Raw genomic sequence first — 14,243 nt, 5'->3', positions numbered from 1 at the left:
AGGTCAAATTCCGTGCAATCCGGGCAGGTTGGGTCAGGCGTCGTCGAGGCCGCGCTCGATCGCGTACCGCACGAGCTCCACCCGGTTGTGCAACTGGAGCTTGCCCAGGGTGTTCTGCACGTGGTTCTGGACGGTGCGGTGCGAGATGACCAGACGCTCGGCGATCTGCTTGTACGAGAGCCCCTTGGCGACCAGCCGCAGCACCTCGGTCTCGCGCTCGGTGAGCTGCGGGGCCTTGGGTTCGTCGGAGGCGACGGACGTGGGGTCGGACGCGAGCCTTCGGTACTCGCCGAGGACCAGTCCGGCAAGGCCCGGGGTGAAGACGGGGTCGCCGACGGCGGTGGAGCGCACGGCCTCGGTCAGCTCCTGCGTACTGGCCGACTTGAGCAGATAGCCGGTGGCGCCGGACTTGACCGCCTCCAGCACGTCGGCGTGCTCGCCGCTCGCGGAGAGCACCAGGACGCGCAGTCCGGGGTGGGAGCCGACGAGTTCCTTGCAGACCTGTACGCCGGGCATGCCGGGCAGGTTGAGGTCGAGTACGAGGACGTCGGGGGTGGCGGCCTTCGCCCTGCGGACGGCCTGTGGCCCGTCACCGGCGGTCGCCACCACTTCGAAACCGGACTCGGAAAGATCGCGGGCGACGGCATCGCGCCACATCGGGTGGTCGTCGACGACCATCACCCTGATGGTCCGCTCCTCGGCACCCTGGATGTTCTCCGTGCTCATCTTGCTGATCCCGCCTTCCCCCGTGAAACCTTCGGAACCTTCAACTCGACCTCGGTGCCCTGGCCGGGCACCGAAATCAACTCTGCCGTGCCGCCCAGGTCACGCAGCCTTCCCCGGATCGACAGGGCGACCCCCATCCGCCCCTCGCCCTCGGCCTGGGCGAGCCGCCCGTCCGGGATGCCGGGGCCGTCGTCCCGGACCGTCACGATCACCTCGTCCGGCCAGTCCTCGACGAGGATCCAGGCCTGGGCATTCTCCCCCGCGTGGACCCTGACATTGTCCAGGGCGGCACTGACAGCGGCCGCCAGTTCCTTCGCCGCCCCGGGAGCGAGCAGCACCGGTGCGCCGGGCTCCGCGAAACTGATCCGGGAGCCGGCGTGCGGGGCGAGCAGGGAGCGCAGATCGCAGTCGGCCTGCCCGGACGGTTCGTCGTCGACCTCGACGCTGCGGACCACGGCGCCCTCGGCGGCGTCCTCGGAGACCCGGGTGGTGGGCACCAGACCGCTGGAGACCAGGGTGCGCAGGGCGACTTCCTGCTCCCCGGCCATCCGGCCCAGTTCGGCGGCCTCGCCGCCCAGCGCCGTGCCGCGGCGCTGCACCATCGCGAGGACCTGGAGCACGCTGTCGTGGATGTCGCGGGCCAGCCGTTCCCGCTCGCGGGTGGCGGCCTCGATCTCCAGGGCGCGGGCGAGGGTGCGCTCACTGGCCCTGGCCACCTCGACGACGTAACCGATGGCGATGGAGGCGACCCAGACCAGCAGGACGTTGTGGAAGGTGTCCCGGCTGGGGTCGCCGCGCTCGATGATGTTGGCGACTGCGACGAAGGTGGAGGCGAAGGCCGCCCAGCGCCAGCCGCCCTTGATCGCGAAGGCCAGCACGGAACCGGCGGTCCAGATGGACGACAGCGTCGGACCGTCGATGTGCTGGGCGTCGAAGTCGGCGAGCGGGGTGAGCAGGATGCCGAAGAGGGCGAGAGCCAGGTCGGCGCCGAGGAAACGCTTCGTGCAGGCGGCGGCGCCCGCGACCTTCGGGAGGGTGCCGAGCGTCCAGGCCGCCATCACCACCAGGAAGGCGACGGCCACCCAGGGCCGCTCGTACCTGTCCCGGCCGAAGACGGCGAGCAGGACCGCGTAGACCATCGTCAGAATGCGGTACGCCGTCAGCGCACGCCACAGCGGCTGCTCGACCGACATGCGTACGACCCGCTCGCGCCTGGCCACTTCCCCACCCCCCGGAAACGACGCGGTTACGCGCCGGACCGTTCCGTCACCCTTGCGTTCCGGACTCTCTGGCCGCGTGCTTCTGCTCCTCGGCGCGGCGCTTCGCCTCGTCGGCGATCTGCCGCTTTGCGGCGGTCGCGTAGATGTCGACGTACTCCTGGCCGGAGAGCTTCATGATCTCGTACATCACCTCGTCGGTGACCGAGCGCAGGATGAAGCGGTCCCCCTCCATGCCGTGGTAGCGGCTGAAGTCGAGCGGCTTGCCGATCCTGATCCCCGGGCGCATCAGCTTGGGGATCACCTGGCCCGGCGGCTGGATCTTCTCCGTGTCGATCATCGCGACGGGGATGACGGGCGCTCCGGTGGCCAGCGCCACCCGGGCGAGCCCGCCGGGCTTGCCGCGGTAGAGACGGCCGTCGGGCGAGCGGGTGCCCTCCGGATAGATACCGAAGAGCCCGCCGCTCTCGATGACCTCGATGCCCGCTTTGATGGCCGCCTCGCCGGCGCCGCGGGCACCCGAGCGGTCCACCGGGAGCTGGCCGACGCCCTTGAAGAAGGCGGCGGTCAGCTTGCCCTTCACGCCGGGCGCGGTGAAGTACTCGGACTTGGCGATGAAGGTGACCTTGCGGTCCAGGACGGCCGGCAGGAAGAAGGAGTCGGAGAACGACAGGTGGTTGCTCGCGAGGATCGCCGGTCCCTGCGCGGGGATGTTCTCCAGGCCCTCCACCCATGGCCTGAAGGCGAGCTTCAACGACCCGCCGATGGAGAACTTCATTGCGCCGTAGATCAACTCGGGTGCCTCCTGTGTGCTGTCCGACAGACCATAACCCGTGGTGCCGTCCGCGCTCCCGCCCGGCACGGAGCCGAGGCGGCGGCCGGGGCCGTGACGGCCCTGGTCGGTGTCGGTCCGGTCGCGTACGGTGAAGTAATCCTTCTGCACTCCCCCTTTCGCTCCCCTTCGAGCCTCACGAACAGGAGACCCCGGTGCCGGTCCTGCCTGGAGCCGAGCCGTTCCGCCACGAGGGCGGAGAGGTCGGCGTCCTTCTCTGTCACGGATTTACCGGTTCCCCGCAGTCGCTGCGCCCCTGGGCCGACTATCTGGCGGAGCGCGGGCTCACCGTCTCGCTGCCGCTGCTGCCCGGGCACGGCACCCGATGGGAGGACATGCAGCTCACGGGCTGGCAGGACTGGTACGCGGAGGTGGACCGGGAGCTGCGTGCCCTCATGGAGCAGTGCAGCCAGGTCTTCGTCTTCGGGCTTTCCATGGGCGGAGCGCTCACGCTGCGGCTGGCGGCGAAGCACGGGGACACGATCAGCGGTCTGGTGCTCGTCAATCCGGCGAACAAGGTGCACGGCCTGTCGGCGTACGCGCTGCCGGTCGCCCGCCATCTGGTGCGGACGACGAAGGGGCTGGCGAGCGATATCGCCCTGGAGGGCTCCGCCGAGGTGGGGTACGACCGGGTGCCGTTGCACGCGGCGCATTCGCTGCGGAATTTCTTCCGACTGGTCGACGCCGAGCTGCCCCAGGTCACCCAGCCGATCGTCCTGCTGCACAGCCCGCAGGACCATGTGGTGCCGCCCGCCGACTCGGCCCGGATCCTCAGCCGGGTGTCGTCGACGGATGTCGAGGAGATCCTGCTGGAACAGAGCTACCACGTGGCGACGTTGGACCACGATGCGGAGCGGATCTTCGACGAGAGCTACCGGTTCATCGGCCGCCTCGCTCCGAGCGCAGGAAAGAAGGGGAGCACGTCAGGTGGCTGAGCACGACGCGGAGCGCGCGGGCAGCGAGGAGGGACGCGAGCCCCTGCCCGCGGAAGGAGCTGCTCTTCCCGCGGAGGGGGCGGCTCTTCCCGCGGAAGGAGCTGCTCTTCCCGCGGAGGGAACGTCCGTCCCCGACGACGGTACGGGTCCGCAGGATGCCGCTGCCCAGAAAGTGCCGCCGGGCGCCGACGGCGAGCGGTCCGACCGGTCGATCGACGAGGACGCCGTGTGGCAGGCGATCGTGGCGGGGTACGGCGAGGAGCCGCCGGACCCGCCGGGCGCCAAGCCGTTCAGGTCGATCGAGGATCTCGCACTGCCGGAGGACGATCAGTCGGGGGTCCTGGATCCGGACAAGGGGGTCGGGAAGAAGACCCCGAAGCCGCCGGAGAAGCCGCTCGGCAGCTCGATCGTGTTCGCCCCCGGCGTCGCCGGTCCGCGCGACTACGAGCTCGAGGAGCCGAAGGACGGCGACATCGACGACAGCGACGAGGGGCATTTCGTCCCTCCGGAGCCGCCGCCGCTGCCGGAGGCCGATGTCACGGCGAAGTTCGCCTGGCTCGCGGTCGTCGGCGGTCCGGTGCTGATGCTGGTCGCGGTGCTGCTGCGGTGGGACATGACCTGGTGGCTCACGACGGTCTGCATCGGCGGATTCCTGGGCGGTTTCGTCACGCTGGTGGCGCGGATGGAGGACGACGACGAGGACGGCGACGACCCGGGGCGCGGAGCGGTGGTCTGAGACCGGGCCGGTCGAGGTGGCCTTGAGCTGCTGCCGTGCAGCTCAGGGCCTGGTCGCGGGCACCCGTAGTGCCGCCAGTACCGGCAGGTGGTCCGTGGCCGCCCGCAGGTCCGCGTCGGTGACACCGGGCAGCCCTGCGGGGACACCGCAGCCGAGCACCTCGATCCCGTGCGTCGCGAACACGGCGTCGATGCGCCGCCGCGGATGGTCCGGCGAGAAGGTGTTCTCGTCACCCCACGGCCTCACGGCCCAGCAGTCCTGGAGCCGCCCGGCCAGCCGCCGGAACGCCGTCCCGGTCGGCACGTCATTGAGGTCGCCGGCCGCGATGGCGTGCTCGACGCCCATCGCGTCCAGCCGTTCCAGCAGCATCTGCGCCTGGGCCAGGCGTTCGTCGCGCTGCAGGCTCAGATGGAAGCTCAGCAGACCGATCCGGGTGCCCGCGATCCGTACCACCGACGTGGCGAAGCCCCTGCGGTGCAGTCCGGGGGTGAGTGGCAGCAGCACGTCTTCCGTCCGCTCCACGGCGGCCCGCAGCGAGCAGAGCAGCAGCGGCCCGGCCGCCGTGGCGCCGCCGCTCAGGACGACCAGGTCGGTGCGGGCCGCGAGCCAGGCGGCGCGCTTGCGCCAGCGGAAGAAGCGCGGGGCTTCCTGGACGAGGACGAGGTCGGGGGCGCAGGCGCTGATGACGCGGGCCAGTGCCTCGCGGTCGTCGCGCATCGACCGGACGTTGTAGCTGAGCACTCTGATGACGGCCGAACCGTCCGGCTCGGTACGGGAGTCGGGCAGCGGCGTCAGGACCATGCGCCTCACGATACGACGGACGCCCGCCGCTCCCCAGGGGGCACGACGGGCGTCCGGCTCTGTCCGGTTCCGGGTGGTTCAGCCCTGGCGGGCCAGGTCGGCCGCGCCCACCAGGCCTGCCTTGCCGCCCAGTTGGGCCGCGAGCACCTGGGCGTGCGGACGCCATTCGCCGCCGATCAGCCAGCGCCGGAACGACTTGCGGATCGGGTCGAGGACGAGCTCGCCCTCGTCCGACACGCCGCCGCCGACGATGAACGCGGACGGGTCGAAGAGCGAGGCGAGGTCGGCGAGTCCGGCGCCGGCCCAGCGGGCCAGCTCGCGGAACGAATCGATCGCCACCGCGTCGCCCTGCCGGGCGGCCGCGCTGATGTGCTTGCCCTCGATGCCGTCCACCGTGCCGTCGCCGAGCGACAGCAGGATCGTGGCGTTCTCGGGGGTGGCGTTGGCGCGCTGCTTCGCGTACCGGACGAGTGCGCGCCCGGATGCGTACTGCTCCCAGCAGCCCTGGCTGCCGCAGCCGCAGAGCAGGCCGTCCGGGACGACCCGGATGTGGCCGAACTCGGCGGCCACACCGAAGCGTCCGCGGCGCAGCTTGTTGCCGATGATGATGCCGCCGCCGAGACCGGTGCCGAGCGTGATGCAGATGACGTCGTCGTGGCCCTGTCCGGCGCCGAAGCGGTATTCGCCCCAGGCGGCGGCGTTGGCGTCGTTCTCGACGACGACCGGAAGGCCGACGCGCTGTTCGACCTTGTCCTTCAGCGGCTCGTGCCGCCAGTTGATGTTCGGCGCGAACAGCACGGTGGCGCGCTTGTCGTCGACATATCCGGCGGCGCCGATGCCGACGGCGTCGATCTGGTGGCCCTCGCTCGCACCGGACACGGCCGTCGCGATCGCGTCGACAATGCCGTCAGCCGTCGGCGGGGTCGGCACCTTGAACATCGAGAGGATCTGTCCCTCTTCGTCGACCACTCCAGCTGCGATCTTCGTGCCGCCGATATCGACGCCGATGGTGAGTCCCATGAATCCCTCAGTTTCGGTCGAGCCCCGCTGTGGCCAACGGTACCCGAGCCGGGGACCCGACCCATCGGTGCCGCTCAGTCCAGGTCGATGTGTTCGCCCGCGGCGGGGCCCTCGTCGCGCGGGTCGGTGGGGTCGCCGGCCTTCTTTTCGGTGCCTGCGGGGGCCCCGGCGCCCTGGGTCCAGCGGCGTTCCTGGCCTTCCACGGCGGAGCGGTAGGCGGCGAGGAGTTCGTTGCCGGCCGCGGCGATGTGGTCGAAGACGTCCGGGTTGCGTTCGATGACGGGCTCGACGGCGGACTTGGCCTGCTTGATGATCTGCTGCACGGTGCCCTGGGCCGCCGCGCCGAACAGCGGCGACCGGAGGGACGAGACCTTGTCGGCCACGGCGTCGACCAGCTTGCGCAGCTCCTCGGCTGCGGAGCCGGGCGGCGGGCCCTGCTGGGCGCGGCGGCGGGCCTTCTCCGCTTCGAGGTCCTCGGCGCAGGCCTTCGCCCACGCGTCGTCGTCGACGGGACGATCGGTGGCTTCGCTCATGGCGGACTCCTGCGACGTGGTTTGCCGGCGGCCCGGCATACGGGGCACGTACTACCGACGTTACCCGAACCGTGATGCGCCGTTCAGCTCGTCCGGGGCCACAGACCGGGGTCCGGCGTGAACCGGACCCGGAGCACCCCGTCGGTGAGGGCGGCGCCGGAGACGGTGCAACGGCGCAGCCCGGACTCCAGGGGGACGATCCGGTGGAACGGGCCCACGGTGAGGAGCAGTTCGTCGCCGCGGCGCACCAGCTGGAGGTCCGACTTGTCGGCGCCGGGCAGGGGCAGGCACCAGACCAGAACGGAGTCGCCCTCGCCGGGCGGCGGGGCGGCCACGATCCGGCTGCCGGGCAGCAGCGGCCGCAGCTCGTCGAGGCCGTCCGGGGCGTTCGGGTCCTCGATCCACCAGGGGTCGTCGGCCCGGCCGGGGCTCCGGTCGTCCAGTTCCGCGGCGAGTCCGTCGCCCTCGAAGAGGCCGCCGCCGGTGCCCGCCTCCTCGAAGACGGTGCAGCCGGCTCCGGTGTCGAGGAGGGTGAGGTCGTCCAGGCCCCGGGGATCGCGGCCGAGGTGGGGAACTTCGCACAGGGCTGCCGCGGGCACCCATTCCTCGTACCAGTGGTCGATGGTCTTCTCCTGCTGCGCGGCGAGGGCTGCGAACCAGGGGTCGCCGGAGTGCCTGGGCAGTGCCCGGTTCACCGCGAGGGTGTCGACGCGCAGTCCGTGCAGGGCGAGTCCGGTGCGGGCGGTGCGCAGGGCGTCCTCGGCGGCGGGGCCGGGTTCGGCGACCATCCGCAGCGTGGTGTTGCGGTCCTCGATCAGTGCCTGGACGGCGGCCAGCTCGGCGTCCCTGCGGGCGGCGGCCTCGTACAGCCACTGGGCGGGCATGGGTACGCCGGCGAGCTGGGCGAGCATCGGGCGCAGGGCGCGTGCGGCCTGGCGTTCCTGGGGCAGCAGCCGGCGCAGATAGCGGCGCAGCTGTTCGGGCAGGGCGAGTACGGCGAGCGCTTCGCGCAGCGGCGGCAGGTCGACGACGAGGAGTTCGTAGCCGCCCGGCGACCAGTCGCCCTGGGCGGCGCGGCGCAGGGCGTGCAGGAGGGCGAGCTGGGCGCTGCCGGGGAGTTCGGTGAGTTCCTCGCCGTCCAGCCGGTTCCCGCCGAGCAGGTCGAGCACGCCGGACGCCTGGTTCTGGAGGGTGAGCAGTTCGCTGCGGAAGTGTTCGCCGGAGTCGATGCGGGCGGACCACAGGCCGTCCGTGACCTCGGTGGGTTCTGTGCCTTCGGGGAAGCCGGGTATGGCGTCCGCGGAGAGCAGCAGGGTGCGGCGTCCGCGACGGGCCGCGGCCAGCGCGGTCGCCGCCGCGACGGTGGTACGGCCGGCGCCGCCGGGGCCGGTGACGAGGACCGTACGCACCGGGTCAGGCCTTCGGAACGGACTCGACGCGCTTCTTCAGGCCGGCCAGGGCGCGGTCGATGATGACCTTCTCGGCCTTGCGCTTGATCATGCCGAGCATCGGGATCTTGACGTCGACGGTCAGCCGGTAGGTGACCTCGGTGCGGTCGCCGTCGCCGAGCGGGGCCAGCGCGTAGGAGCCGTCGATGGCGCGCAGCATCTGGGACTTGACGAGGGTCCAGCTGACCTCGTAGTCGCCGATCCAGGTGTACGCGAGGGTGTGGTCGTCCTTGATCGCTCCGGCGTCGAGGACAAGACGGACCTTCTCGGCGCGGCCCTGGTCGTCGGTGGAGAGGACCTCGGCCTCCTTGACCTCGCCGGTCCACTCCGGATAGCGGGCGAAGTCGGCGATCACTCCCATGACGTCGGCCGGCGCCGCCTCGATCGTGATGCTCGAGCTGGTGTGTTCAGCCATCGCCGTGGCTCCTCCAGTGCGGTGTACCGGTGCGTCGGCAGAGGCCTGCCGTCAGAAGGCTATCGCGTGTGCGCGGCGCCTCGTTCCAGGGTCCGGCGCCGGTGCGGTCACCATTCCAGGGCCCAGGGCCTGCCGGTGGACGCGAAGTGGCCGACGTTCACGCATTCGGTGGTGCCGATCCGCATCCGGCGGACCAGCGGCTGGTGGACATGGCCGAACAGTGCGTACCGGGGGCGGGTCCTGCGGATGGCGTCGAGCAGGGCCCGGCTGCCGCGTTCGAAGCGGCGCGCCACCGTGTCGTACGTCAGCTCCGGCACATCGGGGGGAATGTGGGTGCAGAGCACGTCCACCGGGCCGACGGCCTCGATCTTGGCCGCGTACTCCTCGTCGCTGATCTCGTACGGGGTGTTCATCGGGGTCTTCAGGCCGCCGCCGACGAAGCCGAATACGCGGCCGCCGATCTCGACGCGGTCGCCGTCGAGGACGGTGGTGCCCGGGCGTGCGTACTCGGGCCACAGGTCGGGAATGTCGACGTTGCCGTAGGTGGCGTACGTCGGAGTGGGGAAGGCGGCGAAGAGTTCGGCGTACTGCTTGCGCACCGCCGAGACGATCGCGGCGTTGCGGTCCATGCCCGCCCACAGGCCGCGGCCGAACTCGCGCGCCTCCTCGTAGCGGCGAGCGGTGCGCAGTTCGACGATCCGGTCGGCGTTCTCCACGCCGAACAGATCGGGGAAGATGCCGCGCGAGTGGTCGGCGTAGTCGAGGAAGAGGACCAGGTCACCGAGGCAGATCAGCGCGTCGGCGCCGTCCCCGGCGCGGGCCAGGGCCTCGGTGCTGCCGTGCACGTCACTGACCACATGAACGCGCGTGCGCCGTGCGGTCGAGATTTCTCGGCTGTTCGGTCCGGCTGGCATGACGATCACCCTAGAACTCTGCTGTCCACCTGGGTAGAGGCCGCCGGACCTGCGACGACCTCCGGGTGGTAACCGCAGTGGACTACTGTGCGCGCAAGGATCACCGTTGTGTGTGACGCATAAGACATCTAGCCGGAACCCTCTATCGGGAACCGAGTACCGGTGGGTAACGTCCGGGCAGTCCAGTCGTGCTCACCTCACTGAGCACCCGCCATTCTTGGACCGCAGCCGGTGCGTCACACAGAGCCGTGGCACCGGAGCCCGATGAGGAGCAGCAGTCTTGCGCGAGTTCAGCCTTCCGGCCCTGTACGAGGTCCCCTCGGACGGCAACCTGACGGATCTCATCCGCCGCAATGCCGCTCAGCATCCCGATGTTGCGGTGATGAGCCGCAAAGTGGCGGGAGTGTGGACCGATGTCGACGCCACACAGTTCCTGGCCGAGGTCAGAGCCGTCGCCAAGGGCCTGATCGCCGCGGGCATCGAAGCGGGCGACCGGGTGGCCCTGCTCTCCCGCACCCGCTACGAGTGGGTACTGCTCGACTTCGCAATCTGGAGCGCGGGCGCGGTCACCGTCCCGGTGTACGAGACCAGCTCGCCCGAGCAGATCCAGTGGATCCTCGGTGACTCCGGTGCCGCCTTGTGCATCGTGGAGTCGGAGGCGCACCAGGCCTCCGTGGTCTCGGTCCAGGCGGACCTGCCTGCCCTGAAGGGCATCTGGCAGTTCGAGGACGACGCGGTCCGCCAACTGTCGGCGACCGGCGAGGACGTCTCGGACGAGACCCTGGACCTGCGGATGGCGAGCGCCAAGGCGGACGACCCGGCCACCATCGTCTACACCTCGGGCACCACCGGCCGTCCCAAGGGCTGTGTGCTCACGCACCGCAGCTTCTTCGCGGAGTGCGGCAATGTGGTGGAGCGGCTGAAGCCCCTCTTCCGTACCGGCGAGTGTTCGGTGCTGCTCTTCCTGCCCGCCGCGCATGTCTTCGGACGGCTGGTCGAGGTGGCCTCGGTGATGGCCCCGATCAAGCTCGGCTGCGTACCGGACATCAAGAATCTCACCGATGAACTGGCCTCCTTCCGGCCGACGTTGATCCTCGGTGTGCCGCGGGTCTTCGAGAAGGTCTACAACTCGGCGCGCGCCAAGGCGCAGGCCGACGGCAAGGGCAAGATCTTCGACAAGGCCGCGAACACGGCGATCGCGTACAGCCGCGCGCTGGGCACCCCTCAGGGCCCGTCCATGGGCCTGAAGTTCAAGCACAAGGTCTTCGACCGGCTGGTCTACAGCAAGCTGCGGGCCGTCCTCGGCGGACGCGGCGAGTACGCGATCTCCGGCGGCGCACCGCTGGGCGAGCGGCTCGGCCACTTCTACCGCGGTATCGGCTTCACGGTGCTTGAGGGCTATGGCCTCACCGAGACGTGCGCGGCCACCGCGTTCAATCCGTGGGACCGGCAGAAGATCGGTACGGTCGGCCAGCCGCTGCCCGGCTCGGTCGTCCGGATCGCCGACGACGGCGAGGTGCTGCTGCACGGCGAGCACCTGTTCACCGGCTACTGGAACAACGAGGTGGCGTCGGCCGAGGCGCTGGCCGACGGCTGGTTCCACACGGGCGACATCGGCACGCTCGACGAGGACGGTTATCTCGCGATCACCGGACGCAAGAAGGAGATCATCGTCACGGCGGGCGGCAAGAACGTCGCTCCCGCGGTGATCGAGGACCGCATCCGCGGGCACGCCCTGGTCGCCGAGTGCATGGTGGTCGGCGACGGACGGCCGTTCGTGGGCGCGCTGATCACCCTGGACGAGGAGTTCCTGGGCCGCTGGGCCGAGGAGCACGGCAAGCCGGCCGGCTCGACGGCCGTGTCGCTGCGTGAGGACCCGGAGCTGCTGGCCGAGGTGCAGCGGGCGGTGGACGACGGGAACGCCGCAGTGTCCAAGGCGGAGTCGGTACGCAAGTTCCGCATCCTGGCATCCCAGTTCACCGAGGAGGCGGGTCACATCACACCGTCGCTGAAGCTGAAGCGGAATGTGGTGGCGAAGGACTTCGCGGACGAGGTCGAGTCGATCTACCGGGGCTGACCCCGAAGTACGCGTGAGGGGGCCCGCACGGCGTGTGCGGGCCCCCTCTCATGTGGCGCGGGCCTCCTCGGCGTACCGCGTCACATGGGGTCAGAGCAGCGCACGAAGCCTGTCGGCCTGCAGGTCCCAGCGCCACTTCTCCTCGACCCAGGCCCGCCCCCGCTCCCCCATCCGCTGCCGCAGCTCCGGGTCACGGAGCAGGGTGACGATCCGGTCGGCCGACTCCTCCACGGAGCCGCCGCGCACCACCCACCCGGTCTCGCCGTCGAGCACGGCGTCCGGCGCGCCGCCCGAGTCGCCCGCCACCACCGGCAGTCCGGTCGCGGACGCCTCCAGGAAGACGATGCCGAGGCCTTCCACGTCGAGGCCGCCGCGACGGGTCCGGCACGGCATGGCGAAGACGTCGCCCGCGCCGCAGTGGGCAGGCAGTTCGTCCCACGGCACCGGCCCGGTGAAGCGCACCGAGTCGCCGACCCCCGTCTCCTCGGCCAGCCGCTTCAGCTCCTCGGCGTACGGTCCGCCACCGACGATCAACAGGACCGTGTCCGGCACCTGCGCCAGGATCGCGGGCATCGCGAGGATCAACGTGTCCTGGCCCTTGCGCGGCACGAGCCGTGACACACAGACGACGACGGGCCGGTCCGAGAGCCCGAGCCGGGCCCTGATCAGGTCCCCGCCGGAGTCCGGGTGGAAGGTCTTCTCGTCGACGCCGGGCGGCAGTTGGACCATGCGGTCCGCCGCCTCGGGGCTGAGTGCGGTGGCGATCCGGGAGCGGGTGTACTCCCCCAGGTAGGTGATCGCGTCCGTGCTTTCCCCGATCCTTCCCAGCAGTTGCCGGGCCGCGGGCAGCTGGGCCCAGCCCGCCTCGTGCCCGTGCGTGGTGGCGACCAGACGGCGGGCACCTGCCCTGCGCAGCGCCGGAGCCATCAGCCCGAGCGGGGCCGCGGCGCCGAACCAGACGGATGTGCAGCCGTGTACGCGCAGCAGCTGCACCGCGCGCCGGGTGACCCGCGGGGTCGGCAGCAGCATCGTCGTACGGTCCCGGACGACGGTGAACGGCTGCTCGGCGTCGAAGGCGGCGGTGGCCGCGATACCTTCGGGGCTGCGCTTCCAGGTGGAGGCGTATACGACGATCTGTCCGGGGTCCAGGCGCAGTGCCATGTTGTGCAGGAATGCCTGGATGCCGCCGGGGCGGGGCGGGAAGTCGTTGGTCACGATCAGGGTCTTGTCCATCCCGGCCGACAGTACCGGGCGGCCGGGCCGATGGCTCGCACAGGCCGGGCGGGCATCATGGCTCGTCCTACTCGCCGAGCACCCACTGACGAAACGGATGAGGAGTCCATGACGGGATCGACCGGCGCGCGGCTCGCTGTAGCGGTGTGGGCCCTCACCAGGGTCGCGCTGCTGCTCTGCGTCACGAAGGTGATCACACTGCCCGGACCGGACGTGACCAGTGATGTCTCGGTGATCTACCACGGCTGGTCCGAGGTCCTGAAGAGCGGTACGTACCCGCGGTCCGACGTCACCTGGCAGTACCCGCCCCTCGCCGCGCTCGCCATCCTCTCCCCCGCCCTGCTGCCGTTCCTGGACTACGCCTCGGCCTTCTTCGTCCTCGCGTTCCTGTGCGACGGACTGGTGCTGGGGCTGCTGCTGTACGCGGGCCGCCGGACCGGCCGGTGGACGGCGGGCGCCTGGGTGTGGGTGGCGGGGGTGCCGCTGCTCGGTACGACCGCGTACGCCCGCTACGACGTGATGGTGGCGGCGGTGGCGGTGGCGGCGCTGCTTGCGGGGATGCGGCATCCGCGGATGCTGGGGGTACTGGCCGCCGTGGGTGCGCTGCTGAAGGTGTGGCCGGTGCTGATCCTGGTCGGTACGGCGCGTGGGCCGCAGACGCGCCGGGCGTGGTCGGCCGCGGCGGTGGCGGCGGCCGGGCTGCTGGTGGTCTGCACCCTGGCGATGCCCGGTGCGCTGGCCTTTCTCGGCTTCCAGCGCGACCGGGGCACCGAGGTCGAGTCGTTGGGGGCGCTGGTCTTCCATGTGTGGCGGCAGTTCGGCTGGCAGGGCCGGGTGGAGCTGCACTACGGCTCGCTGGAGTTCCTGGGTCCGCATGTGCCGCTGGTGAGCACGCTCGCTCTCGGCCTGTCCGTCGTGGCCTTCGGCTGGCTGCTGGTGTGGCGGCTGCGGGCCTGTGACTTCCGGGTGAACACCCCGGCCGACGCGGCGTTCACGGCGGTGCTGCTGTTCACGACGACGAGCCGGGTGATCAGCCCCCAGTACATGCTGTGGCTGGTCGGCCTGGCGGCGGTCTGCCTGGTCTTCCGCGACAGCCGGATGGGGCTGCCGGCCGTTCTGGTGCTGCTCGCCACGGGCGTCACTCAGCTGGAGTTCCCGCTCGGGTTCGTCCATGTGGTGACCAGCGACGCGACGGGCGTGACGCTGATGTTCCTGCGCAACGGCCTGCTGGTCGCGGCGACGCTGATCGCCTGCCGGCAGCTGTGGCGACAGACGGTGTCCGGGGGCCGCGAGGGCGGGCGGCCGCCGGCCGCCCGGTCCGGCGTCGGCCTGGAGGCTGAGCCGGTCGGCTCCTGA

The 14,243-nt window shown here is 71.0% G+C and carries 14 protein-coding genes; 4 read left to right on the top strand and 10 right to left on the bottom strand.

What is annotated here, in order from left to right; translation table 11 throughout:
• Positions 1–33 precede the first annotated feature (33 nt).
• From NRF20_RS32535 to NRF20_RS32525, 3 genes are read right to left on the bottom strand one after another with little or no spacing between them, the layout of a single operon-like run.
• A complete protein-coding gene (locus tag NRF20_RS32535; RefSeq protein ID WP_266361919.1) occupies positions 34–726 on the bottom strand; it encodes a response regulator in 693 nt (230 codons plus the stop codon).
• Positions 723–1,946: a MacS family sensor histidine kinase gene (gene macS / locus NRF20_RS32530; RefSeq protein ID WP_398629665.1), complete on the bottom strand. Its 1,224-nt coding sequence runs from the start codon at positions 1,944–1,946 to the stop codon at positions 723–725. The genes NRF20_RS32535 and macS overlap by 4 nt, the downstream gene beginning before the upstream one ends.
• Before the next feature lie 46 nt (positions 1,947–1,992).
• On the bottom strand, positions 1,993–2,721 hold the full coding sequence (locus NRF20_RS32525) for a lysophospholipid acyltransferase family protein (RefSeq protein ID WP_382898901.1): 729 nt from the start codon (positions 2,719–2,721) through the stop codon (positions 1,993–1,995).
• Between the two features lie 209 nt (positions 2,722–2,930).
• Here NRF20_RS32525 and NRF20_RS32520 point away from each other — a divergent pair, with 209 nt between their 5' ends.
• Positions 2,931–3,710: an alpha/beta hydrolase gene (locus NRF20_RS32520; RefSeq protein ID WP_266365665.1), complete on the top strand. Its 780-nt coding sequence runs from the start codon at positions 2,931–2,933 to the stop codon at positions 3,708–3,710.
• The gene (locus NRF20_RS32515; RefSeq protein WP_413753780.1) at positions 3,703–4,446 is read left to right on the top strand and encodes a hypothetical protein; all 744 of its coding nucleotides are present in this window, start codon (positions 3,703–3,705) and stop codon (positions 4,444–4,446) included. Before NRF20_RS32520 ends, NRF20_RS32515 begins: the two co-directional genes overlap by 8 nt.
• Positions 4,447–4,488: 42 nt before the next feature.
• Here the strand turns inward: NRF20_RS32515 and NRF20_RS32510 are convergent, their stop codons facing one another.
• From NRF20_RS32510 to NRF20_RS32485, 6 genes are all read right to left on the bottom strand, one after another.
• Positions 4,489–5,247 carry an endonuclease/exonuclease/phosphatase family protein gene (locus NRF20_RS32510; protein ID WP_413753779.1) on the bottom strand — a complete coding sequence of 253 codons (759 nt, stop codon included), beginning with the start codon at positions 5,245–5,247 and terminating at the stop codon, positions 4,489–4,491.
• Positions 5,248–5,325: 78 nt separating this feature from the next.
• A complete protein-coding gene (locus NRF20_RS32505) occupies positions 5,326–6,267 on the bottom strand; it encodes an ROK family glucokinase (protein ID WP_398629668.1) in 942 nt (313 codons plus the stop codon).
• A gap of 74 nt (positions 6,268–6,341) precedes the next feature.
• A complete protein-coding gene (locus NRF20_RS32500) occupies positions 6,342–6,800 on the bottom strand; it encodes a DUF5304 domain-containing protein (RefSeq protein WP_266361913.1) in 459 nt (152 codons plus the stop codon).
• A gap of 83 nt (positions 6,801–6,883) precedes the next feature.
• Positions 6,884–8,209: an ArsA family ATPase gene (locus NRF20_RS32495; RefSeq protein ID WP_413753778.1), complete on the bottom strand. Its 1,326-nt coding sequence runs from the start codon at positions 8,207–8,209 to the stop codon at positions 6,884–6,886.
• A gap of 4 nt (positions 8,210–8,213) precedes the next feature.
• The gene (locus NRF20_RS32490; RefSeq protein ID WP_266361911.1) at positions 8,214–8,663 is read right to left on the bottom strand and encodes an SRPBCC family protein; all 450 of its coding nucleotides are present in this window, start codon (positions 8,661–8,663) and stop codon (positions 8,214–8,216) included.
• Between the two features lie 107 nt (positions 8,664–8,770).
• Positions 8,771–9,577 (bottom strand): metallophosphoesterase, encoded by an 807-nt coding sequence (locus tag NRF20_RS32485; protein WP_398629670.1) that lies wholly within the window; start codon positions 9,575–9,577, stop codon positions 8,771–8,773.
• A gap of 280 nt (positions 9,578–9,857) precedes the next feature.
• Here NRF20_RS32485 and NRF20_RS32480 point away from each other — a divergent pair, with 280 nt between their 5' ends.
• The gene (locus NRF20_RS32480) at positions 9,858–11,654 is read left to right on the top strand and encodes an AMP-dependent synthetase/ligase (RefSeq protein ID WP_398629671.1); all 1,797 of its coding nucleotides are present in this window, start codon (positions 9,858–9,860) and stop codon (positions 11,652–11,654) included.
• A gap of 90 nt (positions 11,655–11,744) precedes the next feature.
• On the opposite strand, the gene NRF20_RS32475 is transcribed toward NRF20_RS32480, so the two are convergent.
• Positions 11,745–12,887, bottom strand: a complete 1,143-nt coding sequence (locus tag NRF20_RS32475; protein WP_398629672.1) for a glycosyltransferase family 4 protein — start codon at positions 12,885–12,887, stop codon at positions 11,745–11,747.
• A 108-nt stretch (positions 12,888–12,995) separates the two neighbouring features.
• On the opposite strand from NRF20_RS32475, the gene NRF20_RS32470 reads away from it, so the two are divergent.
• The gene (locus tag NRF20_RS32470) at positions 12,996–14,243 is read left to right on the top strand and encodes a glycosyltransferase 87 family protein (protein WP_398629673.1); all 1,248 of its coding nucleotides are present in this window, start codon (positions 12,996–12,998) and stop codon (positions 14,241–14,243) included.

The organism is Streptomyces sp. R-74717, from assembly GCF_047305335.1.
Taxonomy (GTDB): Bacteria; Actinomycetota; Actinomycetes; order Streptomycetales; family Streptomycetaceae; genus Streptomyces; species Streptomyces atratus.
The sequence above is the reverse complement of the archived record's forward strand: the minus strand, read 5'-3'. Positions and strand labels throughout refer to the sequence as shown.